At 72.5% G+C, this 21,790-nt stretch carries 20 protein-coding genes and 1 pseudogene; 5 read left to right on the forward strand and 16 right to left on the reverse strand.

From position 1 onward, the window contains the following. Positions 1–21: 21 nt before the first annotated feature. Together Q7T67_RS11400 and Q7T67_RS11405 are read right to left on the reverse strand one after the other, a co-directional pair. Positions 22–1,662 (reverse strand): ABC transporter substrate-binding protein, encoded by a 1,641-nt coding sequence (locus Q7T67_RS11400; RefSeq protein ID WP_304789219.1) that lies wholly within the window; start codon positions 1,660–1,662, stop codon positions 22–24. Between the two features lie 184 nt (positions 1,663–1,846). Continuing rightward, positions 1,847–3,220: an aspartate aminotransferase family protein gene (locus Q7T67_RS11405; protein ID WP_304789223.1), complete on the reverse strand. Its 1,374-nt coding sequence runs from the start codon at positions 3,218–3,220 to the stop codon at positions 1,847–1,849. 103 nt (positions 3,221–3,323) lie between these two features. Between Q7T67_RS11405 and Q7T67_RS11410 the strand changes: the two genes are divergently transcribed. Both Q7T67_RS11410 and Q7T67_RS11415 read left to right on the forward strand, forming a co-directional pair. Beyond that, a complete protein-coding gene (locus Q7T67_RS11410; protein WP_304789226.1) occupies positions 3,324–4,022 on the forward strand; it encodes a FadR/GntR family transcriptional regulator in 699 nt (232 codons plus the stop codon). A 79-nt stretch (positions 4,023–4,101) separates the two neighbouring features. After that, positions 4,102–4,872: an IclR family transcriptional regulator gene (locus tag Q7T67_RS11415; RefSeq protein ID WP_304789229.1), complete on the forward strand. Its 771-nt coding sequence runs from the start codon at positions 4,102–4,104 to the stop codon at positions 4,870–4,872. A gap of 19 nt (positions 4,873–4,891) precedes the next feature. On the opposite strand, the gene Q7T67_RS11420 is transcribed toward Q7T67_RS11415, so the two are convergent. The 4 genes from Q7T67_RS11420 to Q7T67_RS11435 all read right to left on the reverse strand — a co-directional run bounded on the left by Q7T67_RS11420 (position 4,892) and on the right by Q7T67_RS11435 (position 8,814). Further along, positions 4,892–5,671, reverse strand: coding sequence for an IclR family transcriptional regulator (locus Q7T67_RS11420; RefSeq protein ID WP_304789231.1), 780 nt, complete (start codon positions 5,669–5,671; stop codon positions 4,892–4,894). A gap of 105 nt (positions 5,672–5,776) precedes the next feature. Next, positions 5,777–6,985 carry a thiolase family protein gene (locus Q7T67_RS11425; protein WP_304789233.1) on the reverse strand — a complete coding sequence of 403 codons (1,209 nt, stop codon included), beginning with the start codon at positions 6,983–6,985 and terminating at the stop codon, positions 5,777–5,779. Next, the gene (locus Q7T67_RS11430) at positions 6,975–8,528 is read right to left on the reverse strand and encodes a class I adenylate-forming enzyme family protein (RefSeq protein WP_304789235.1); all 1,554 of its coding nucleotides are present in this window, start codon (positions 8,526–8,528) and stop codon (positions 6,975–6,977) included. Before Q7T67_RS11430 ends, Q7T67_RS11425 begins: the two co-directional genes overlap by 11 nt. Before the next feature lie 43 nt (positions 8,529–8,571). Beyond that, entirely contained in the window at positions 8,572–8,814 is a 243-nt protein-coding gene (locus Q7T67_RS11435; RefSeq protein WP_304789237.1) for a hypothetical protein, read from the reverse strand. Between the two features lie 205 nt (positions 8,815–9,019). Between Q7T67_RS11435 and meaB the strand changes: the two genes are divergently transcribed. Genes meaB through Q7T67_RS11450 form a run of 3 tightly spaced genes read left to right on the forward strand, consistent with a single transcriptional unit; the run spans position 9,020 to position 12,017 of the window. Beyond that, a complete protein-coding gene (gene meaB / locus Q7T67_RS11440; protein WP_304789305.1) occupies positions 9,020–9,952 on the forward strand; it encodes a methylmalonyl Co-A mutase-associated GTPase MeaB in 933 nt (310 codons plus the stop codon). 26 nt (positions 9,953–9,978) lie between these two features. Next, positions 9,979–10,857 carry a 3-hydroxybutyryl-CoA dehydrogenase gene (locus Q7T67_RS11445; protein ID WP_304789239.1) on the forward strand — a complete coding sequence of 293 codons (879 nt, stop codon included), beginning with the start codon at positions 9,979–9,981 and terminating at the stop codon, positions 10,855–10,857. Then, complete coding sequence (locus Q7T67_RS11450) at positions 10,854–12,017, forward strand: acyl-CoA dehydrogenase family protein (RefSeq protein WP_304789241.1); 1,164 nt, start codon at positions 10,854–10,856, stop codon at positions 12,015–12,017. The genes Q7T67_RS11445 and Q7T67_RS11450 overlap by 4 nt, the downstream gene beginning before the upstream one ends. A gap of 196 nt (positions 12,018–12,213) precedes the next feature. On the opposite strand, the gene Q7T67_RS11455 is transcribed toward Q7T67_RS11450, so the two are convergent. From Q7T67_RS11455 to Q7T67_RS11500, 10 genes and pseudogenes are all read right to left on the reverse strand, one after another. Continuing rightward, on the reverse strand, positions 12,214–12,549 hold the full coding sequence (locus Q7T67_RS11455; protein WP_304789243.1) for a helix-turn-helix domain-containing protein: 336 nt from the start codon (positions 12,547–12,549) through the stop codon (positions 12,214–12,216). A gap of 5 nt (positions 12,550–12,554) precedes the next feature. After that, a pseudogene (locus Q7T67_RS11460) lies at positions 12,555–12,854 on the reverse strand (type II toxin-antitoxin system RelE/ParE family toxin); the annotation flags it as partial. A gap of 115 nt (positions 12,855–12,969) precedes the next feature. Beyond that, on the reverse strand, positions 12,970–14,337 hold the full coding sequence (locus Q7T67_RS11465) for a tyrosine-type recombinase/integrase (protein WP_304789245.1): 1,368 nt from the start codon (positions 14,335–14,337) through the stop codon (positions 12,970–12,972). 491 nt (positions 14,338–14,828) lie between these two features. Beyond that, the gene (locus Q7T67_RS11470) at positions 14,829–15,146 is read right to left on the reverse strand and encodes a DUF2149 domain-containing protein (protein WP_304789247.1); all 318 of its coding nucleotides are present in this window, start codon (positions 15,144–15,146) and stop codon (positions 14,829–14,831) included. Further along, complete coding sequence (locus Q7T67_RS11475) at positions 15,143–15,769, reverse strand: MotA/TolQ/ExbB proton channel family protein (RefSeq protein ID WP_304789249.1); 627 nt, start codon at positions 15,767–15,769, stop codon at positions 15,143–15,145. The genes Q7T67_RS11470 and Q7T67_RS11475 overlap by 4 nt, the downstream gene beginning before the upstream one ends. Positions 15,770–15,797: 28 nt before the next feature. Continuing rightward, entirely contained in the window at positions 15,798–16,427 is a 630-nt protein-coding gene (locus tag Q7T67_RS11480) for a DUF6580 family putative transport protein (protein WP_304789251.1), read from the reverse strand. Further along, positions 16,424–18,178 (reverse strand): ABC transporter ATP-binding protein, encoded by a 1,755-nt coding sequence (locus Q7T67_RS11485; RefSeq protein ID WP_304789253.1) that lies wholly within the window; start codon positions 18,176–18,178, stop codon positions 16,424–16,426. Before Q7T67_RS11485 ends, Q7T67_RS11480 begins: the two co-directional genes overlap by 4 nt. Further along, entirely contained in the window at positions 18,175–19,083 is a 909-nt protein-coding gene (locus Q7T67_RS11490) for a CbiQ family ECF transporter T component (RefSeq protein WP_304789255.1), read from the reverse strand. Before Q7T67_RS11490 ends, Q7T67_RS11485 begins: the two co-directional genes overlap by 4 nt. Beyond that, complete coding sequence (locus Q7T67_RS11495; RefSeq protein ID WP_304789257.1) at positions 19,080–20,009, reverse strand: DUF4430 domain-containing protein; 930 nt, start codon at positions 20,007–20,009, stop codon at positions 19,080–19,082. Before Q7T67_RS11495 ends, Q7T67_RS11490 begins: the two co-directional genes overlap by 4 nt. Next, positions 20,006–21,766, reverse strand: a complete 1,761-nt coding sequence (locus Q7T67_RS11500; RefSeq protein ID WP_304789258.1) for a prenyltransferase/squalene oxidase repeat-containing protein — start codon at positions 21,764–21,766, stop codon at positions 20,006–20,008. Before Q7T67_RS11500 ends, Q7T67_RS11495 begins: the two co-directional genes overlap by 4 nt. Positions 21,767–21,790: the final 24 nt, after the last annotated feature.

Here is a 21,790-nt window from a genome sequence, read left to right on the forward strand (position 1 = left end):
CTCCCGTCGTCTCGGCCGGCGCTACTTCGACGCCGTGACGCCGTCGGTCCAGCGGCGCATCCACCACATGCCGTCGAAGTCCGCGAACTTCAGGCCGGACTTGACGATGGCGATGTAGTTCGAGTTGTAGAGCGGGACGTACGGCTCGTCGGTGGCGAGGTTGGTCAGGGCGGACGAGAGGAGCTCGGCGCGTTTCTTGCTGTCCGTAGCCGGGGTCGCGAGGTACTCGTCGAGCACCGCGTCCTGCGCGGGGTTGACGTAGTCCGCGATGTTGGTGTAGCCACCCTCGGCGAGCGTCTGCTTCTTGCTCGACATGTAGTTGGGCAGGCTGATCGGGTCGGGCTGGTCCGTCGTGAAGTCGACGACGGCGGCGCTCGCGGTGTGCTTGAAGAAGACCGCCTCGGTGTAGGCCTCGTCCGGGGTCTGCTTGACCGTCAGGTCGATCCCGATCGCCTTCAGCTCCTGCGCGATGGCCTGGGCCACCCGGCCCTGCCCCGGCTCGGCGTCGGAGAAGACGATGGTGTCCTTGAAGCCCCCCGGGACGGTCGACTTCGCCATCTCGGCCTTTGCGGCGGCCATGTCGGGCTTGTAGAGGTCGAGCGAGGCGTACAGCCGCTCCTGCTCGGCGGCGGGCATGACGTCCTGCGCGTTCGCCGGCTGGACGAGCGTCGTGGACGGCGAGCCGTTCCCCCGGAGGATCGCCTTGACGAGGCCCGGTCGGTCGACTGCGTGGGCGACGGCTCGGCGGACGTGGACGTCGTTCCACGGCTTGTGCTTCTGGTTCAGGCTGAGCGTCGTGATCGAGGGGTTGTTGCCCCGGATCAGCGTCATCCCGGGCACCTTCGCGTAGACAGCGGCCTCCGACGCGGGGACCTCGAAGGCGCCGGTGACGTCTCCTGCCCGCACGGCGAGCAGGCGGGCCGACTCGTCGGCGACCAGGCGCATCGTGAGTTGCTTCGCGGCGGGCTTCGTCCCCCAGTAGCGCTCGTTGCGCTGGAGGACGACCTCCTTGCCCGGCTGGAACTTCGCGATCGTGAACGGCCCGGTGCCGACGTTCGGCTTGTCGGGCGCACCCGCGCCCTTGCCGAGCGGCTCCCGGACGGCCTTCTCGACGATCCCGGTCTGCGCCATCGTGTTTGCGAAGAGGACGTCCGGCGTCCGCATCTTGATCGTGATCTCGTCCGGGCCGGTGGCCTTGATCGAACGGACGGCGGTGAAGTTGCCGGCCAGCGCGGAGGTGCTGCCCTTCCGGCGATGGATGTCGATCGAGTAGAGGACGTCCTCGATGGTCAGCGGCTTGCCGTCGCTGAACGTGACCCCGGAGCGGATCTTGTAGATGAAGGTCTTCGCGTCCGGTGTCGTCTGGGTCGCAATGTTGGGCTTCGCCCCGCCCTTGCCGTCCGAGAGCACGAGCGGCTCGAACGCCAGGAGGATGGTCCCGCTGTTGGTCGCGGTGCTCCGCGTGGGATCCAAGGCACCCCAGTCCTGCGGCACCAGCCAGGTCTGGGTCTCGAGCGTCTTGGCCGACGCCTCCGACCCACCGCCCGCGGAACCGCCGGAGCCGCAGGCGGCCAGCCCGGTCGCGGCCGTGAGGGACAGGATCGCGAGTCCGACGCGGGAGGCCGCGGGGCGGCCCTTCGGGAGTGACGGTGTGCGTGGCATGAGGTTCCTCGATTGACGGGTCGCCGAAAGGCGCCCGGTGGAGAGAGCTGATCTGTCGCCTGCCGCGGAGTGCGCGGTGCAGGGCGGGTGATGGATCGGACGCCCTCGTTCGAGGTGCCGCGATGAAGGTCTCGTCTGCGGCGCGGTCAGCGCCGTCGCGAGGGTCTGTCGGGGTGCTGCGGTTTCAGGAACCGGCGCCGAAGCGCTCGGCGACCTCTTCGACGACCGGCCGGATCAGAGCGCCCATCTCGGCGATCTCACCGGGCCCGAAGGTGAGCGGGGGCGCGACCTGGATGACCGGGCTTCCGCTGCGGTCGTCGGCGCGGAAGATGAGGCCGCGGTCGAACAGCTCGTCGGCGACCCAGTGCAGCACGGTGTCCGATTCGGACGCGGAGAAGCGGGTGTGGGTGGCGGCGTCCTTGACCAGCTCCACGGCTTGGAAGTAGCCAGCGCCGCGGACGTCCCCGACGACGGGGATGTCCCGTAGCGCCTCCAGCGTGGAGCGCAGGAGGCCCTCGTTGGCGCGAACGTTGTCGAGCAGGCCCTCGCGCTCGAAAACGTCGAGATTGGCCATCGCGACCGCCGCGGACACCGGGTGCCCCGCGAAGGTGAAGCCGTGTTGGAAGAGCTCGCCGGTACGCAGGAACGGCTCGGCGACGGAGTCGCGGACGATGACCGCCCCCATCGGCGCGTACGCCGAGGTCAGCCCCTTGGCCGTCGTGATGATGTCGGGGACGTAGCCGTAGCGCTGGCAGCCGAACCACTCGCCGAGGCGGCCCCAGGCGCAGATCACCTCGTCGGAGACCATGAGGACGTCGTACTGGTCGCAGATGTCGCGGACGCGTTGGAAATAGCCGTCGGGCGGGGTGTAGCACCCGCCGGCGGTCTGCACCGGCTCGACGAGGATTGCCGCCACGGTGTCGGGGCCCTCGAAGAGGATGCGGTCCTCGAATTCCTGGGCCAGCGACCCGGCGTCGAAGCCGTCCGGGCGGTGGTAGACGTCGGTGTTGGAGACGTGGCTCCCGCCCGGCATCAGGGGTTCGAAGGGCTGCCGCGCGACCTGGATCCCGGTGGCCGAGAGCGCCCCCATGGTGGTGCCGTGGTAGGCGCCGTCGCGGGCGATGATCTTCGTCTTCAGCGGCTTGCCGGCGACCTTGAAGTGCTGGCGGGCGAGTTTGATGGCGGAGTCCACAGACTCGCCGCCGCCGCTGGTGAAGAACACGCGGTTCAGGTCACCGGGAGCCAACGATGCGATGCGCTCCGCGAGCCGGATCACCGGCGGGTGGGCGGCGGACCAGGCGGGGTAGTACTCGAGCTCCTTGGCCTGGTCCGCTCCGGCCTGGGAGACCTCGGTCCATCCGTGTCCAATGTTGACGCAGAACAGCGAGCTGAGCGCGTCGAGGTAGCGCTTTCCGTGCTCGTCCCAGACGTAGCACCCCTCACCACGGACCATGATCGGGAGCTCGTGACCCTCGACGGGAGCACCGAGCCGGCTGAAGTTCATCCACAGGTGACGCTCGGCCGATTCCTGCAGGGCGGTCTTCGTGACGGTGCTCATCGCTGTCCCCTCGTTGTTCACAATGTGGAACCTAACTCCACGAAAGGCCAATGTCCAGTCCAGTTGTTGAAGAGACCATGGCGAAATGTATGATGACTGTCAAATGAGCCTTCCGAACCTCTCCGACAAGCGGACGCGGGTGTCCATCGTGGGCGACGCCCTGCGGGCGCAGATCACCGCCGGCACCTGGCCCGTCGGCTCGCAGATCCCCACCGAGCTCGAACTCACCGCCGAACTCGGGGTGAGCCGCACGACGGTTCGCGAGGCCATCCGGGGGCTCGTCCAGTCCGGGCTGCTCGAGGCGAGACAGGGCGCCGGAACCTTCGTGCTCAGCGACGTCGACACCCACGCCCTGATCACAGGCATCGGCCTGGCGAGTTCGCGGCACGTCTTCGAGGTGCAGTTCGCCCTCGACTCCCAGGCCGCTCGCCTCGCAGCCGAGCACCGCACCGAGGACGACCTCGACCGACTCGACGAGGCGCTCGCGCTGCGCGACGACGCGGAGGCCCGCGACCTCCCCGACTTCGCGACGCTCGACGCAGCCTTTCACCGGACCGTCGCCCGAGCGGCGAACAACCCCGTCCTGCTTGACCTCTACGGACTGTTCTCAGGACGGCTGATCGTGGGTCTGCAGTCGGTCAAGTCCCTGCGGCCGTTCCACAACCAGGCCGCGGCGCCGCGGCACGGCGAGCTCGTGCATGCGATCCGCGCCGGAGATCCCGACGACTCCGAGGCGATCGCCCGCCGCATCATCGCCCCGTTGATCACGGAGCTGCGGGCGAGGGAGCCCCGGGAGGGATGAGCGCCGGACCGCACGAAACGCGACCGAACGGACCCCGCCCTAGAGTGCCGGTGTCGGCAGCCCGAGCTCCGGAGTTTCCATGACCGAGACCAGCACCAAGACGTCGGGCGCGCAGAGCGTCCACCGGGCCATCGCCATCCTCGAGACGTTCTCGGCCGAGACCCCGGCTCGGGCGCTCGTCGAGATCGCGGAGCGCGTGGGCATCACGGTCCCGACGGCCCACCGCCTGCTGCGGGCGCTCCAGGAGCGCGGGCTCATCGTGCTCGACGACGCCACCCGCAAGTACGGTCTCGGCCCCGGGATCATGCGGTTGGCCGACGTCGTGCTCGATCAGGGTCATGTGATCCGGACGAGCCAGGCCACGCTCCAGCGACTCCGAGAGACGACCGGCGAGACCGTCGGCCTCCACTGGCGGACGGGTGATCGACGCGTCTGCCTGCTCGAGCTCGTGAGCACCCACCCCGTCCGCATGGCATCCGGGGTCGGCAACACCTACCCGCTGGTCCACGGAGCGGCCGGGAAGGTCATCCTCGCCGGCCTGGACGAGGACGAGGTGTCGAGGCTCATCGCTCAGGACGAGGCCCCGTCCACGGAGCGGTCCCGAAAGCGCCTGCGGGACGACCTCTCGCGGATTGCCGGTCTCGGCTACGCCGACTCCGAGAGTGAGACGGTCGAGGGCGCCTCCGCCGTCGCGGCCGTTATCCGCGGGGCCGACGGTCGGCCCCTTGGCGCGCTGAACGTCACCGGGCCGGCGGATCGGTTCGACGATGCCGCCAGGAGCGCGGCGGCGACCGCGGCGGTGACCCGCGCCGACGAGATCTCGGCGCTGCTGCTTGCTCCCCCGACGTGAGCGCCGGGCTCCTCCGGCGTCAGGCCGGCAGCGGGGCCGCCCCGGCGCCGAACTGCTGCATGATCTCGCGCGTCGTATCGAGCAGGACCTCGGCGAGTCCGTCCATCTCCGCCGACGTGAGGCGCGACCGGGGGCCGGTGATGTTCAGGGCGGCGAGCGCCCGTCCCGACGCGTCGAGGATCGGAGCCGCGATCGCCGCGGCCCCGGGGACCGTCTCGCCGACGCTCGTCGCGTAGCCGCGCTCGCGGACGGTCTCCAGAGAGCGAGAGAGCACCCCGGGGTCGACGGCCCGGCTGGCCTCCCGCTCCGCCTCGATGACGCCGTCGACGTCCGTCTCGCCGAGAAAGGCGAGGATGGCGAGCCCCGCGGCCCCGGCGACGAGGGGATAGGAGTTCCCGAGTCCCGAGGCCATGCGGAACTGCTGGGTGCTGACCGCCTCGATGAGACACACGCGGTGCGCGTCGACCCGCCAGTGCAGCGAGACGGTCTCCCCCGTCAGCTCGCGGAGCCGTAGGAGACGCGGCTGCGTGACGGCGAGGACGTCGCCGCGATTGAGCAGCACGCTGGCCATGCGCATGATCCCGGTCCCGAGGCTGTAGCGCCTGGTCACCGGATCGAGCGCGACGAGGTCTTGTACCTGCAGCGCCTTGAGGAGTCGGTGGGTGGTGGGCGTCGTCAGGTCGACGTGCTCCGCGATCTCGGCGAGCGAGAGCGACGCGCGATCGGCGCGGAAGCTCTCGAGGATGTCGATCGCCCGATGGACGGCCTGGGCGCCGGTTGTCGTGCCGCTCTCGCTCACGGGGTGCTCGTTTCGTAGCTCACGGGGATGCGCGGTGCGGGGATCCTACGGCGGCGCGACGCGCACCTCGGCCTGCCCGCGGCCCGCGGCGCCGTCGGGGAGCGGTCAGTCGGCGCCGGCGACCACCTCGATCACCACGGACTCGGCCTCACCGATGCCGCCGCAGATGCCGACGACCCCAATCCCGCCGCCACGGCGCCGGAGCTCATGCGCCATCGTCATCACCAGCCGGGCACCGGTCGCACCGGTCGGGTGTCCGAGCGCGATCGAGCCGCCGTTGACGTTCGTCATCGCCCGCAGTCGGTCAACCGTCGTTGGATCCCGGTCGCCGAGAAGCAGCGTCGAGACGAGGGGCACCGCTGCGAACGCCTCGTTGATCTCGATCAGGTCGACGTCGTCCAGGGTCTTCCCGGCGTCCGCGAGCGCCAACCGGATCGCTGTCGCCGGCACGGAGGCGATCTGGGCCGGGGCGGCGGACACCCGCGCGGTACCGAGCATCGCTGCCAGGGGGCGGAGACCGCGGCGGTCGGCGTCCGCGGCGGTGACGAGGACCGTGAAGGCGGCACCGGTGCTGAGACCGGGAGCCGTGCCCGCGGTGACGGTCGGACTCCCGTAGACGGTCCGGAGCTTGGCGAGCCCGGCCATCGTGACCGACGGTCGCGGTGACTCGTCGACGGCCACGCCGTCGGCCTCACCCGGCACGTCGCCGGCCTCTATCGCAATGATCTCGGCGTCGAACGCGCCGCGTTCGATCGCGGCCGCCGCCCGGGTCTGGCTACGGAACGCCCATGCGTCCTGCTCCTCGCGGGAGACGTCGTGCAGTAGCGCCTCCTCTCCCGCCTGAACCGCTCGTGGCACGCCGGTGTGCGGGCAGGAGATGACGAGCTGGTCGACCAGCTCGACGTGTCCGAGTCGCTTGCCCCAGCGCATGTCCTCGAGGAAGTACGGGACGCGCGAGAGGTTCTCGACGCCCCCCGCCACGACGGTCGCCACGTCTCCCGAGCGCAGGGCGCGGACGCCGAGCGAGATCGCGGTGAGGGAGGAGCAGCAGGCGCGGTCGACGGAGTAAGCGACGCGGTCGTCCGGGACGTCGGTCTGCAGCGCCAGTTGCCGCGCGATCGAACGGTCCGATCCGGGGAGGTTGACGCCGACGATCACCTCGTCGACGTCCCCGGCTTCGATCGCGGCCCGGCGAAGGGCCTCGCGGGCCGCCACCGATCCGAGCTGCGGCAGACGGAAGCCCGACATGGGGCCTCCGAAGCGGCCGAACGGGGTCCGTGCGGCGCTGGCGACGACGATGGTCTCACGAGACACGGCGATCACGACCTTCCCAGTCGGAGCTCACGAGCTCCCGTTTGAGGATCTTTCCGGTGGACCCTCGAGGCAGTGCCTCGACAAAGGCCACCTGCTGAGGCTTCTTGTAGCCAGCTAGAGCGAGTCGGCAGTGCGACAGGACGTCGGCCTCGTCCAACGTGCTGCCCGCACGGCGGACGACGAACGCCTTGACCGCCTCGCCCCACTTCTCGTCCGGGATTCCCGCGACGGCGACTTCGACGACTTCGGGGTGCTCGTGGATGGCCGCTTCGACCTCGGCGGGGTAGACGTTGAGTCCCCCGCTGACGATCATGTCGCGCGCGCGGTCGACGATGGAGTAAAAGCCGTCGTCGTCCCGGCGGGCGACGTCGCCGGTCGAGTACCAGCCGTCCCGCAGGACCTCGTCGGTCGCCGTGGCGTTGTTCCAGTAGCCGCGCATGACGTTGTCCCCGCGGATCGTCAACTCGCCCGGCTCGCCGTCGGGCACGGGGAGTCCGTCGGGTCCGCGCAGCTCGAGCTCGACCGTGGGGACCTCCCGGCCGACGGACGCCAGACGCAGCCGCTGCTCCGGGGAGACGACGTGACAGTCCGGGGTCAGGACGGTGACGGGGTGGGGTGCCTCGCAGGAGCCGTAGACCTGGACGAACACGGGTCCGAACCGGGCCATCGCCTCCTCGATCCGTGCGGGTGCGATCGGTGCGCCCCCGTAGGTGATCCGCTTCAGCGCTCGGGTGTCGGCGTTCGCGTCTGCAGCCGCCTCGACGAGCATGTGGATCATGGTCGGGACGACGAACGTGCTGGTGATCCGCTCGTGCTCCACCTGGTGCAGGAACCGGTCGGGCTCGAACCGTCTGACGGTCACGTTCCGCGCTCCGCGGAGGAAGTACGCGAGGACCTTCGACCCCGACCCGTGCGACATCGCGCCGAGGTGGGCCATCGCGTCGCCGGGCCGAGCGTCGAGCTCCTCGGCGAGCATGTTGACCGTGGCGGCGACGCGTCCGCGGTTGGTCGAGGTCGCGCCCTTGGGCCGCCCCGTGGTGCCGGAGGTGTAGAGGATGAAATTGTCGTCGTCGGGCGCGTGGGCGAGCCCCGGCGCCCGGGGATCGGATCGGTCCAGCAACTCGTCGTAGTCGTGGGCGTCCTCGACCGCGGGGCCGACGGCGATCAGGTGCCGCAGGCTCGGCAGCCGACCGCGGACCTCGGCGACGAACTCCGCCATCTCGGCGTCGAAGACGAGCGTCTCGGCTCCCGAATCGCGGAGCGCCCATTCGCGCTCGCGCGAGACGAGCCGCGGATTGATCGGAACGCGAACCTTCGCGGCCTTCGCGACGGCGAAGTCCGCCTCGACGAACTCCAGTCGGTTGCGCATCAGCAGCGCGACGCGTGCTCCGCGTTGCGGGCTGAGGGCCAGCAGCGCGTTCGCGAGCCGGTTGGACCGGGCGTCGACGTCACGGAAGCTCGCGGTGCGCCCCTCGTCGGTGACCGCGGGAGCGTCGCCGTACCAGCGTGCAGCGCGCTGCACGAGCTCAGGGACCGAGGTCATCGTGCCGCTCCGGTGGACGGGAACGGGGTCCCGATCGGCGACATCAGGCGGCGACCGCGTCGGCGACGGTCGCGTGCACGATCCGTCCGCCCGCGAGATTCAAACCGCTGTGCGAGGCCCCTACGCCGGCACCCTCACCGGCGCCGGCCTGGACGACGACCCGGTGACCCGCCGCCGTGAGCTCCCGGACGCCGGCGGCCGCGATCGAGACACGCCGCTCGGCCTGCTTGGTCTCGGAGGGCACTCCGATCTCGACCCGGCGCGGCGTGGCTGTCTCGGTGGTCATGCGTATGTCGTCCCTCGGCCTTGGTGTGGGTCATCCCTCGCCACTGTTCTAGCATATGGATGCTATTTCCGTATGATGGAGTCATGGCCGTCTCTGCCACGCCCCCAACCGTGGCGCGCACCGATGAGGCGGGCTCCGCCGACGTCTCGGGGCCTGGGTCCGTCACGTGGTGAGCCGCGAGGACGGCGGCCTCGCCGCCCGGCTGGTGTCCGGGGACGTACGCGCGCTGGCGCGGTCGATCAGCATCGCCGAGCACGACGAGCGCGCCGGGTGGTCGCTCGTCGGATCCGTGTACTCGCACACGGGGCGTGCGACCCTGCTCGGTGTCACCGGCCCTCCGGGGGCGGGCAAGTCGACGCTGATCGGATCGCTGACGCGGGCCCGGCGCGATGCCGGCCGGTCGGTCGGCGTCCTCTCGGTGGATCCGAGCTCACCGTTCACGCACGGGGCGGTCCTCGGGGATCGGATCCGCCTTGTTGAGCACGTCCTAGACGACGGGGTGTTCATCCGCTCGATGGCGACCCGAGGCAGATTGGGAGGCCTGGCTGGCGCCGCGTTCCTGGCGACCCTGTTGATCGACGCAGCCGGATACGACGACGTGATGATCGAGACCGTCGGCGTCGGTCAGGCGGAGGTCGACATCGTCGATCACGCCGACACCGTGGTCCTCGTCCTGAACCCCGGAAGCGGCGACTCGATCCAGGCGATCAAGGCGGGGATCATGGAGATCCCGGCGATCATCGCGGTCAACAAGGCCGATCACCCACAGGCCGACGAACTCGTGCGACATGTGCGGGCCAGCCTCTCGCTCGCGCCCCGGGCCGACGATGAGTGGGAGGTCCCCGTCGTCCGCACCCGCGCGGACCGGGCGGACGGGACCGGCGAGCTGCTCGCCCTGGTGGATGAGCACCGGCAGCACCTCGCCGACCGCGGTCTGCTCGACGCCCGACGATCAATACGCCTGCGGAACGAGACTCTTGCGCTCGCCGCGGACCGCTTCCGTCGGCGCCTTTCAAGCGGGGCCGAGCGTGCCGGCGTCGTCCGTGAGGCGCTGGAGCAGGTCGATGCGCAACAGCTTGATCCGTCGGCTGCCGCCGAACGACTTCTCGAGACGCTGACCGTCGCCGACGGTCGATGACCCCAGACGAACGACAGGACTCCGACATGGAACGCAGCGTGGCAGTCGTGGGTGCCGGGATGATGGGCACCGGCATCGCGGAGACGGTGGCGCGCGCCGGGCTGGAGGTGACGCTCTACGAGCCCGACCCACTGCCGCTCGAGCGCTCGCGGGAACGCCTCGCATCCTCGCTGCAGCGCATCGTCTCCCGCGGCCGGCTGACGGAGGGGGACGCCGCGGCAATCACCGCGCAGGTCAGCTGGACGACCGACCTCGAGGACGTCGCCGCCGCGACCATCGTCATCGAGGCAGTGAAGGAGGACGTCGGCGTCAAGCGCGACGTCTTCGCCCGCCTGGACCGCATCGTCGGACCCGACGCGTTGCTCCTGTCGAACACGTCGTCGATCCCGATCGCCGAGCTCGCCGCCGCGACCGGCCGCCCGGACCGCGTGGCCGGTCTGCACTTCTTCAGCCCTGTTCCGGTGATGTCGCTCGTCGAGATCGTCGTCGCGTTGGAGACCGGCGAGGACACCGTCGCGCGCATGGAGGCCTTCGCCGCCGCGTTGGGCAAGCACGCCGTGCGCACGAAGGATCGCTCCGGCTTCATCGTCAACTTCCTCCTCGTCCCGTACCTGATGGCCGCCGTCCGGATGGTCGAGGAAGGCTTCGCGACCCGCGAGGACATCGACCAGGGCATGAAAGAGGGCTGCGGGCACCCGATGGGACCGCTCGCCCTCGCCGACATGATCGGCCTGGACGTGCTGTACGCCATCGGTGTCTCGCTGCAGAGCGAGTTCCAGAAGCCCGAGTACGCCCCACCGCCGCTGCTCAAGCGAATGGTCGCCGCAGGCCGTCTGGGCCGCAAGTCCGGCCGCGGGTTCTACGAGTACGCGTCCGCCCAGGCGCCGGCTGCGGTGGCGGCATGAGCACCGCCGAGACGGGGCTCGCCCCCTACGAGCTGCCGGAGGCGCTGATCGAGATCCGCGACCTCGTCCGCACGATCGCGACCGAGAAGATCGTGCCCCGAGCCGCGGAGGTCGACCGGACCGCGGAGTACCCCTGGGACATCCGCAAGCTCCTCGCCGAGAACGACGTCCTGGCGTTGCCGTTCGACGAGCAGTACGGCGGCACCGGCACCGGCACCCTCGTGCTCCAGACCGCGGTGGAGGAGATCGCCCGAGCCGACGCCTCGTGCGCGCTGATCCTCATGCTCCAGGAGCTCGGCTCGTTGCCGATCCAGCTCCACGGGTCCAACGAACTCAAGGACCGCTGGCTGCCCCGGTTCGCCACCGGCGAGCTCGCTCCAGCGTTCGCTCTGTCGGAGCCCGACGCCGGCTCCGAACCCTCGGCGATGCGCACCACCGCCGTCCGCGATGGCGACGAGTGGGTCCTGAACGGCGCGAAGAACTGGATCAGCAATGCCGGCGTCGCCGATGTCTACGTCGTGTTCGCCGTCACCGACCCCGAGAAGCACCGCATCACCGCGTTCCTCGTCGAGGCCGACCGACCCGGCTTCTCGATCGGCGGCTACGAGCACAAGCTCGGCATCCACGGTTCCCCTACTGGCTCGCCCGTCCTACAGGACGTCCGCGTCCCGCACGGGAACGTGATCGGTGAGGTCGGGCGCGGCATGGCCGTCGCGCTCTCCACCCTCGAGCGCACCCGTCTCGGCGCCGCCGCCCAAGCCGTCGGCATCGCCCAGGGCGCCACCGACTACGCCAACCAGTACGCCTCCGAGCGGATCGCGTTCGGGAAGCCGATCAACGAGTTGCAGGGCCTGCAGTTCAAGCTCGCCGACATGGAGACCGACACAGCCGCCGCCCGCGAACTCCTCCACAAGGCCTGCGCCATGGCCGACCGCTCGGAGCGCCCCGCCGACCTCGGCAAATGGACATCGATGGCGAAGGTCTTCGCCTCCGACAACGCCATGCGCGTCACCGTCGAAGCCGTCCAGGTCCTCGGCGGCTACGGCTACGTCCGGGACCACCCCGTCGAGCGCATGATGCGCGACGCCAAGATCACCCAGATCTACGAGGGCACCAACGAGATCCAACGGGTGGTGATCGCGCGGCACATGCGGCCGTAATCCTGCGCGGTGTCATCGCTCCTCACGGCGAAAGCAGTCAAGTCGCAGGTACGACGCGCGGGACAGGCCTTGAGACCCAGCGGACGCTTCCCTCGGGCTCGCTCCGAGCGCCGCAGGTTCAGGCCATCGGGAACGAAGCGCCGGCCGCGCGTGCGGGTGAAGAGGCTGACGCGATGCGCCCGTCGATAACGCTGAGTCAATCGGCGCGGGCCCCGTACCTCGTGACGTCGATCTCCTCGTCCTCGAACGTCGCCACGACGCGCAGCGTGCCGCCGAGCGCGGCGACGTAGCGCTCGAGCGTCGAGACGCGGAGGTCCTCCCCCGCCCGCTCGATCGTCGACACCCGGGGCCGGCTGACCTCGAGGCGCTCGGCCAGCACGGCCTGGCTGATGCCGCGACGCTCGCGGATCTCGTGCAGGGCGACCTCGGCCTCGAGGCTCTCGACCAGCGCGGCCCGGCGCGCGGTGCGCTCGGGGGTATCCGGGCGCTGGGCCCTGATCTCGGCGGCGGTCTTGGGCTTCGTGAAGGCCATGGTGGTCACTCGTTCTCGTCGAGGTACTTCAAGTAGTCGTTGTCGAGCGCGTCGGCGAGCGGGATGTTGCGCTCGTACCAGGCGGTCCAGTCGCCGGTCTTGTCGCCGCCGATCAGGAAGATCGCCTGTCGGACTGGGTCGAACGCGAACAGCACCCGCAGGTGCCCGCCGATCGATCGCAGCTCTTTCATGTTGTGGTGCGCGCTGGCACTGATCCGGTCCGCGGCCGACCGCCCGAGCGCCGAGCCCCGGGCTTCCAAGAGTTCAACGGACGCCATGATCGAGTCCCAGTCGTCGTCGCCGAGGCCGGCGAGCCACGCCTCGACCTCCGCGCTGAAGAGGACGGTCCACGCCGCAAGGCTAGCGTAATGCTTGCGTTACTGTAATGCATACGTTTCCGGGTGGGGACCGGGAGGCGGCTCACCGCCGCACGTTCGGCCCGAACGCGGCATTGACGACGTCAATCGCGCGCTCGTCGGTCTTGCCGGCGAGGTAGCGGTTGGTCGTGCTCACCCGGGCGTGCCCGAGTACGTCGCGGGCTACGAGGATGCCGGCTCCTTGGGCGAGGATCGAGCCGGCGGCGTGGCGGAGTCCGTGGAGGCTGACGTCGCGCAGGCCGGCCTCCTCTCGGGCGGCCTTGTACCGGCGGCGGATGGCCGAGGTGTCGAGGCAGCGGCCGAGGCGGTTGACGAAGACGTAGTCGTCGGGCGAGAGGAAGTGCTCGCGCATCGCGACGCGGTTGAATGCGTCGACGGCCTGACGGGGGATCGGGACGGTTCTGGGCCTCCAGGACTTCGGGGGCTTCTCAACGTTGGCGGACATCGCGCGTTGGACGTCGATGACTCCCCCGCGCCCGTCAGGGGTGAGTTGGATGTCGCACCACTTCAGCGCGCGGGCCTCACCGATGCGCAGCCCGCTGTAGAGGAGGACGCGGAAGAGCTCGGCGTCCTGCTCGTCGGCTTGGCGACAGAGGCGGGTCTCCTCGTCTGAGACGTCGACGTCGCGGCCCTTGTAGGTGAGGGTCGTACGGTGGGCGCCGTGAGCAGCGGCCTCGGCGAGCATCTCGACCTCGTGGGGCTCGTAGTAATCGAGCTTGGCGGGTGGGAGCTCGCGGCGCTTGTCGGTGCCGGCGACGGGGTTGGCCGGGAGGCCGTAGGTGTCGGTGCGCTGGCCGTAGGAGAAGACGGCGTGCAGGACGTGGCGGTGCTTGTTGACGTTGCGCGGGGTGAGGCCTTCGCGGTCGAGGGCGCGAAGCCAGCTGGAGACCTGGCGTGGGGTCACGTCGAGGACGGAGTGGTCGCCGAAGGCCTTCATGATGCGGCCGGTCGTGCGGGTCTTGCCGCGCTTCGTGCGGAGGTTGGGGTCGCGGATCAGGAATCCGTAGTCCTGGACGGTCGAGGCGCTGGCGCCGCGGACGTCGCGCAGCCATTCGAGCCATTCGTGCGCGAGCTGCCGGACGGTGAGGTCGGCGGCGGCGCTGCGGTGTTCCTCACGGGCGGCCTGGCGGGCGCGGAAGCGGGCGATCGCCTCGGGTGCGGCGGCATGCGCCCGGCGCTCGTCGAAGTAGCCCTCGGGGACCCTCCCCTTCCGCTTGACCCAGACGGGCCGGCCCTTCGCGTCGGTGCCGTCCTGATCGAGCCAGGCCTTGCCGATACGTTGCTTCGCGGGGCGCGCGGCACCGTCGCGCCGGGGTTCGTGCCAGACGGCCTCGTAGTACGGGACGGTCCCCTTCTTGCCCTTGAAGGCGGTGACGGTGATGGCGGGTGCGACGTCGTCCGGACGGGCCATGGATCGACCGTAGCAATCTTTGCGTAGCGGATTTTGCGTTTTGCGTAGCGCCCCTTTTGCGTAGCGTTTTGCGTAGCGGATTGAGTTAATCCGGCTCTGTCACTGAGCATTCAACCGCACTGAGTGACGCCAGATAGCACCAGATACGCCGATTACCCCTGCATGGCATGCAGGAGGTCGACGGTTCGAGCCCGTCTAGCTTCACCTCAGCGGCACCCACGAAAGCCCCGGAACTCCGGGGCTTTCGGCGTTTCAGGGGCATGCGATCCGCGGCGCGGACAGCCTCTCCCGTCCGCGGGCACCACTGGGGGTACCAGATTCGCAGGAGCCGTCGGGTAGTCGTGGAATGCTTCGGCGATGGACGCCCGATCTGGCACGGCGTACGTCCGCAAGACGTTGAGCGCAGAGGCAGACGCTCCGCTTCTCGCCTGCTCGATCGAGGCGGTGCACGCCGGCGGAGCATGCGAGGCCCGTCGGGGACCGCGGGGCGGTCACGGGCCCGCCGGGTCGACGAGCACGAGCCGGCCGTCGGGAAGCCGGTAGACCCGGCCGACCGGCTCGCCGCGACCGGTGACGCGCGACGGTGTGGACGGGGTGCTGAGGGTGCGTTCCGTCGATCCCGGGGCGGGCGCGGGTGTCGTCGGTCGCCGGACGACCCGTCCGTCGGTGTCCGTGGCGAGCCCCAGGCCCGCCACGAGGAACGCGACCGCCAGCACGAGACCGAGGTCGAAGAGGTTGACCAGCCCGTCGAGGGGGTCGCCGGTGTCGCTGTCGACCCCGCCGCGGCGACCGAGTCCGACGCGACTCATCCGGCGGTCTGGTCGACGGGAACCCGTGCCGCGCGTTCCAGGGCGGCGAGGTCCTCCGTCGCGGTCCGCGTGCGGATGAGGGTGAGGGCGAACGCGACGGTCCCGACGAGGATCCCGAGGACCGTGGCGGCGAAGGCGGTCCGCAGGTCGCCGGCCAGTGCCGCGACGTCACCGCGCCCGAGGGCGGCGATGCCGGGACCGAGCGGGATCAGCGTGCCCATGAGGCCCACGGCCGGTCCTGCCCGAACGAGCATCCGGGTCCGGTCGAGTCGTCGCTGGACGTGGAGCTCGTAGTCGGCGAGGGCGTCCTCCACGGCATCCGGCCTCCCCGTGGCCCGCGCCTCTGCCATCCCGCGGACGGCCTGCTCCGCGAGCGCGCCGGGTGCGGCCCGCGCGAACTCGGGTGCGCGACCGGGGTTCGCAAGGGCTCCGGCGGCGACGGCGAGCAGGCGCGGACGGCCGGGTCGCAGGCGACGCGCGGCCTCGGACGCGGCACGCCCGGTCTCGAGCACCAGGAGCAGCGCGAGGATCAGCGCGAGGGCGTGCACCGGGCCTTCGAGTGCGGAGGCGACGCCGGTGAGCGCCTCCGTGACCACGTCGGCGAGTGGGGGGACAGGGATCACGAGGAGCCTCGATGGTCGGGGACGGATGTCACTGCGGGCTGCGCTCCACCGCGGGGGCGAACCGTCCCTCTCGGCGGGCGCGGGCACGGCGGATCGCCAGCAGCATCGCGGGGCCGAACGCGAGGGCGAACGCGACGTTGCCCAGGGCGTGGGCGATGTCGAACGGCGCCGAGGAGGCGATCACGGCGAGCAGCGCGCCGGCCCCGCCACCGGTCGCGCCGAGCCAGACGGAGACGTTCATGATCGTGCCGAACAGCAGGCCCGCGACGCCGCAGGCCAGGGCCAGGGTCCAGCGTCCGGCGCGGTCGCGGAGGACGGCACCGAGTCCGGCGCCCAGCAGGCCGCAACACCCCCAGGCGAGCATCTGCCACGCGGTCCACGGGCCCTGCCCGAACGCGACGTTGGAGACCACGGCCGCGACCGCGCCGACCGCGAACCCGGGAGCCGCGCCGAGGGCGAGACCGGCGAGCAGGACGACGTCGGTGGTCGGCTGCACGTTCGGGACCGGGGCGAGGGCCAGGCGCCCGACGGCCGCGAGCGCCGCCAGCGTCGCCACCAGGGCGAGGACCCGCGACGGCGGGCGCGTGCGCTCGTACCACCACGCCATCAGGACGAGGGCGAGGACGACGAGGACCGTCGCGGGCAGCGCGGGGCTCATCGCGGCGTCCGGTCCGGCGCGGCGGGCTCCGGGGAGCGGGGCGGGTCGGGGTGCGCCGAGCCGGCCCTCGCCCCGGTGTCCGCGGCGGGCAGCGGCCCGTCGGCCCTCGCCCCGCCGAGCATCGCCCGGGCACCGGCCTCCGGGGTCAGCAGGTCGGGCCGTTCGAGGATCCGCGCGGTCTGCGTCGCGAAATACCAGCCCTGGCCGAGGAGTGCCGCGGGTGGACCGTCCGCGATCACGCGACCTCCACCCAGGAGCACCACCCGGTCGGCCAGCTCCGCGGCGAACTCGACGTCGTGGGTGGCGACCACCAGCGTCGTGCCCGTGGCCGAGAGCCGCTGCAGCTCCCGGAGGAGCGCGGCGCGAGCCCTAGCGTCCATCCCGCGGGTCGGCTCGTCGAGGCCCAGGATCGCCGGAGGCGCGCCGCCCGCGAGGACGACCGCGAGGGCGAGACGTTGGCGCTGCCCACCGGAGAGATCGCGGGGGTGGCGGTCGGCCAGGTGGTCGAGCCCCACCAGCTCGAGTGCTGCGGGCGTCGTCTCGTCGCCGACGCGGTCGTGCAGCAGGACGTCGCCGGGGTGCTGCGGCAGCAGCCGCACCGGGCCGGCGCGCTCGACCCGGCCGCGCGTGGGGCGATCGAGGTCGGCGAGCACCCGGAGCAGCGACGACTTGCCCGCGCCGTTGCGGCCCATCAGGGCGACCCGCTCGCCCGGGCGCAGGTCGAGGTCGACGCCGCGGAGGACGACCGGCCCGTCGGCGATCTCCCGCCACACGCCGCGTACGCGCGCGGCGGACCCGGTCGGTGGCGTCCGGCGACCGGGGCGGCGGGACAGCCCGGTGCCGCCGCCGACGGCGCGATCCGGGGGCGTCGCGGCGTCCGGGCCGTGCCGACCTCGTCCGGGCCCGGTGAGCGCCTGTCGCGCATCGCGGACTCCCACCGGCAGCGGCCGGCGGCCCGCGGCGCGGAAGAGCCGCGCCGCCGGTGGCAGCAGCGCCGGATCCGCGTCGGCCGCCCAGTCGAGGAACGCCGCCGGCACCGCGTCGCACGCGACGCGGCCGTCCTGGAGGACGACGACCCGGTCGGCGTGGTGGAGGCAGCGGTCCAGGCGGTGCTCGGCGAGCACGACGGCGGTGCCGTGCTCCTCGTTCAGCCGGCGCAGCAGCCACACGAGCTCGTCGCCGGCGACCGGATCCAGCTGCGCGGTCGGCTCGTCGAGCAGGAAGAGCCGCAGTCCACCCGACGGCCCTCCGCGGGCACCCGCGACCAGCGCCGCCCCCAGCGCGACCCGTTGGAGCTCGCCCCCCGAGAGCGCGCTCGTGCGCCGGTCCAGCAGCCCCTCGATGCCCAGCGCCAGGGCGACCTCCTCGACGGCCAGCGCGACGGTGGACTCGTCCTCCCCCCGGAGCTGCAGGGGCAGGGAGAGCTCCGCGCGGACGACGTTCATCACGACCTGCGTCTCGGGGTCCTGCAGGACGGTGCCGACGACCGCGGCCAGTGTCGAGGGTGTGGCCTCCCGGGTGTCGCGCCCCGTCACGCGGACGTGGCCCTGCAGCACGCCACCGACGTGGTGGGGCAGCAGGCCGCAGGCGGCGTGCAGCACCGTGGACTTGCCCGAGCCCGACGCGCCCGCCAGGACCACGAACTCGCCCGGCCGGACGACGAACGACACATCGCGCAGGGCCGCGGCGGTCGCGCCGGCGTGCGTGGCCGTGACGTGCTCGAACTCGAGGACCGGCGCCTCGAGGGTCACGACGTCGTCCCCCGGCGGGCGAGGATCGGCGCGACGACGAGCAGGCCGAGGACGGCGGTGGCGAGCAGCACGGCGGGGAGCGGCGCTCCGGCGAGCTCGGGGTCGGTGCCGAGGCGGAGCGCGCCGTCGGCGATCCCGGCGGCGGCACCGGCCACGAGGAGCGTGGCGGACGCCGAGAGGGCGAGGTCGTGACGGGAGCGGGGCCGCCGCGTCCCTGCGGGTCGTCGGCGCGCGGGGGTGCGCGGCAGGCCGTGGCCGCGCAGCTCGAGCGTGGCCGACAGGTCGGATGCCCGCTCGAGGACCGAGCCCGTGACCGCGCGGACCACGAGCAGGCGCGTCGCCGGGTCGTCACCCGCGCCCGGAGTCCCGGGAGGACGGGAACGGCGCGCGTCCGCCATCCGGGCGCCGTCGCGGACGAGCACCGGGGCGATCCGCAGCGCCAGCGAGGCGGTCAGCGCCCCGGCCGGCCAACGGCGGTGCGCCGCGAGCAGCAGCGCGTCGACATCGACGCAGGCCGCCGCGATCGCCGTGACGACGAACACCACGAGGAGCCGCAGGACGAGGACCCCGGCGGCGACGAGCGCCTCGAGCGTCACGTCGACCGCGCCGAGCACCGGCGCGGTGCCCAGTCGCGCGAGGACGGTCAGACCGTGGCGGTCCAGGAGGACCTGGACGACCACCAGGACGAGGAGGAGCGGGACCGCCAGGAGGAGCAGCCGCCGGACGTGGCGCGCCGCCCCCACCCGCACGGCGACGCCTCCCACGCCCACGAGCAGCCCGGTGAGGGCGAGCGGGTGCGAGACGGCGAGCGCGACGGCGGCCACGACGGCGCACCAGGCGGCCGCCACGGTCGGCCGGGCGGCGTGCAGCGCGGAGCCCGGGCCGCGCCGCCCGTCGGCCGTCACCGGCGTGGCCCGGAGGGGACCGGATCGACCTGCGCGCCGCGCACCAGGACGGCGAAGCGCCCGCGCAGGGTCGTCTCGCGCAGGGCCGCGGCGGCCGAGGCGGCGTCCGCCTCGGTTGACCCCGTCACCAGCCAGGTGACCCCGGAGCCGCGACGGCGCATCGCCGCCACGAGGCCCCACCGGCGGACGAGCGGACCGGAGCGGCCCGAGCTGTCGTAGACCGCCACGCCGCCGCGCACGGGCACCGCCAGCACGCCGGAGACGCGGGGTCCGCGGGCGAACGGCTCGGCGGCCTCGACGGCGCGGAGCGACCGCCACGGTCCGACGAGGACGCGGACGCCGACCACCGGCGAGCGATCGGCGAGCGTCCGCGCCCGGGCGGACACGCCGACGGCGCGCAGCCGCTCGATCGTCGTCCGGCACGCCGGACCCGACGGGTCCGCGCAGCGCACGTCGGCCCCGTCGGCGACCCGGTGAAACGGCGCGGGGAACGAGCCGACGACCGCACCGACCGGCGCCAGGGCAGTGTCCTGCCGGTCCCACCAGACCCGGTCGCCGTCGCGTACCCGGGTCGCGGTCGCGCCCTTCGCGGCCTGCACCCCGTCGACGAAGAACAACCAGTCGCGGCGCCGACCGTCGGTGCGCTCTCCACCGTCGCGCCCGTCGATCGCGGTCACGAACGCGCCGTCGTAGGCGGTCTGCACCCGGGCGTTGCGCCGCAGCAGGCGCATCACGGTGTCCTCGCCCTCCAGCCTCGGGTGGCCGGAATCGCTGATCGCCCCGCCGCCGAAGTCGTCGGTCACCCGCAGAGCGACGTCGCGCGGGGTCTCCCCCGCGCCGAGGCCGCACCCGGCGAGCAGGAGCGCGACGGCGAGGGCGACGACGCCCCGCGCCCCGGGTCCGACGTGGCGGGCCCGCAGGGTCACGACAGCACGTCCCGAGGTATTCGTCGCTCCAGGCCGATCCCGGCCAGGAAGACCGCCACCGCGAGGCCTCCGAGGCCGATCATGGCCCACGGAGGTGCGGCATCGCCGGCGCGCGCTGAGCGCAGTCCTGGCGCGATCGCGCGCTCCCGCTGGGTGCCCTGCGTGCCGCGCGGCTCCTGCACGACGTCGCCGGAGATGGACGTGCCGCCGGCGTCCTCCGCCGAGCCGCGCTCGCCGTTCTGGACCCCGCCGTCGTCCCCCGGTCCACTCGCGGCGGCCGTGCCGGTGGCGCCGTCCCTCCCGCGGGTGCCGTCGCGGCGCTCCTGGTCGCGCTCGGTGTCCCGGACGCCGCCGGTCGTGGCACCGCGGCTCTGCGGCTGCGGTCGGCTGAAGAGGTCCGCTCCGCGGCCGCCACCCCCGCCGGAGACGACGCCGCCGTCGGTCGAGGCGTCCCCTGCGTCGCCGCGTTCGCCGCTCTGGGGGACCCGTCGCCGCGAGGCGACCCGCTCCTCGCGGGCCTCCTTCGCCGCGGCCGCCCGGGCCTCGCGGCGGACCTCGGCCCGACGTGGCGGCGCGGGGACCGGCCAGGCCTGACCGGCGAACGCTGGCGCGGCGTAGGCGGTCATCCACGTCGGGTTCAGGTCGCGACTCTCGCGCCAGCGGATGCTGCCCTCGCGCCGCTGCAGCGTGCCGAGGAACGCGAGGGGATCCCTGCCGCCGCGGCGCCACGTCGCCGGATCGGTGCCCGTCGCCCAGAGCGCCTGGACGACCCACGGCGTGGTGCCGGCGTTGGACTCGCCGGGCCGCTCGTCGGCGAGGTCGCCGGCCTGCCAACCGCCGTCGGGCTGCTGGTGCGCCTTCAGCCACGTCATCGCGCGACGGACCGCGACGGTGCCGCAGCGCCGGGCCGCGCAGAGCGCCTGGATCGCCGCCCCGGTCATGTCGACGCTCGTGCCATCACCGGGTCGGACCGCCGGCCAGGTGCCGTCAGGGCGCTGCATCGCCTCGACGGCCCGCGCGGCGCGTGCGATCGGCTCCTTCGTGTCGGTGCCGCCGGCGCCGGCGAGGAAGAAGATCGCGAAGATCGTGTCGTTGACCCCGGGCGCCGTTCCGCCCTGCACGTGGGGGAACCAGCCGGCGGGCACCGTGCTCGCCGGCACGCGCGCGGTGGACGACGAGCTGCCGTCGGTCGGCAGCGACCCGGGACCCACGGGCGGTGCGGCCGCCGAGAGGTCGGGCGCGGCGCCACCGGCCGGCGCCGCGGCGGCGGGTGGCTCCCAGGCCGACGGCGACTGGCGCTCCAGCAGCGACCGGACGTAGTCGCGTCCGCCGAAGCTGCGGGGGTCCATGCCGGCGGCGTTGACGAACATGCCGATGCGCTCGAACTCCGTCGTCACCGGCGGGCGTCCGCCGGAGGTGATCGGCCCCTGCGCCTCGAGGTAGGTCGCGACGCTGCGCGTGCGCGATCCGGGGGCCTTCTGGTCCTGCGGGTTGATCCCGGCGGCGGCCAGGCCGATGCCGACCCACGCGCTGATCAGGGGATCCGACGCGGCGCCGGGCATGCCGCCGTAGCCCCCGTCGTCGTTCTGCGTGTCCTGCAGGAAGCGGACGATGCGGTCCAGGCGGGCGCTGTCGCGGCCGCTCGTAGCCGCACCGGTGGCGGCGTCGACGGCGGCCGGTGGCCCGACGAGGTCCAGCGGAGCGGCGAGCAGGGCGAGCAGCACCGCGACCACCGCGAAGCGGGGCCGCAGCCGCACGCCGGATCGGCGACCCCCGCGCAT

The sequence above is a fragment of the Patulibacter sp. genome, assembly GCF_030655195.1.
Lineage (GTDB): Bacteria > Actinomycetota > Thermoleophilia > Solirubrobacterales > Solirubrobacteraceae > Patulibacter.

Bases quoted from the DNA above. Each gene is read 5' to 3' on its own strand.
- Q7T67_RS11400 (WP_304789219.1), bottom strand. From the start codon at position 1,662: ATGCCACGCACACCGTCACTCCCGAAGGGCCGCCCCGCGGCCTCCCGC.
- Q7T67_RS11405 (WP_304789223.1), bottom strand. From the start codon at position 3,220: ATGAGCACCGTCACGAAGACCGCCCTGCAGGAATCGGCCGAGCGTCAC.
- Q7T67_RS11410 (WP_304789226.1), top strand. From the start codon at position 3,324: ATGAGCCTTCCGAACCTCTCCGACAAGCGGACGCGGGTGTCCATCGTG.
- Q7T67_RS11415 (WP_304789229.1), top strand. From the start codon at position 4,102: ATGACCGAGACCAGCACCAAGACGTCGGGCGCGCAGAGCGTCCACCGG.
- Q7T67_RS11430 (WP_304789235.1), bottom strand. From the start codon at position 8,528: ATGACCTCGGTCCCTGAGCTCGTGCAGCGCGCTGCACGCTGGTACGGC.
- Q7T67_RS11435 (WP_304789237.1), bottom strand. From the start codon at position 8,814: ATGACCACCGAGACAGCCACGCCGCGCCGGGTCGAGATCGGAGTGCCC.
- Q7T67_RS11445 (WP_304789239.1), top strand. From the start codon at position 9,979: ATGGAACGCAGCGTGGCAGTCGTGGGTGCCGGGATGATGGGCACCGGC.
- Q7T67_RS11450 (WP_304789241.1), top strand. From the start codon at position 10,854: ATGAGCACCGCCGAGACGGGGCTCGCCCCCTACGAGCTGCCGGAGGCG.
- Q7T67_RS11455 (WP_304789243.1), bottom strand. From the start codon at position 12,549: ATGGCCTTCACGAAGCCCAAGACCGCCGCCGAGATCAGGGCCCAGCGC.
- Q7T67_RS11465 (WP_304789245.1), bottom strand. From the start codon at position 14,337: ATGGCCCGTCCGGACGACGTCGCACCCGCCATCACCGTCACCGCCTTC.
- Q7T67_RS11470 (WP_304789247.1), bottom strand. From the start codon at position 15,146: ATGAGTCGCGTCGGACTCGGTCGCCGCGGCGGGGTCGACAGCGACACC.
- Q7T67_RS11480 (WP_304789251.1), bottom strand. From the start codon at position 16,427: ATGAGCCCCGCGCTGCCCGCGACGGTCCTCGTCGTCCTCGCCCTCGTC.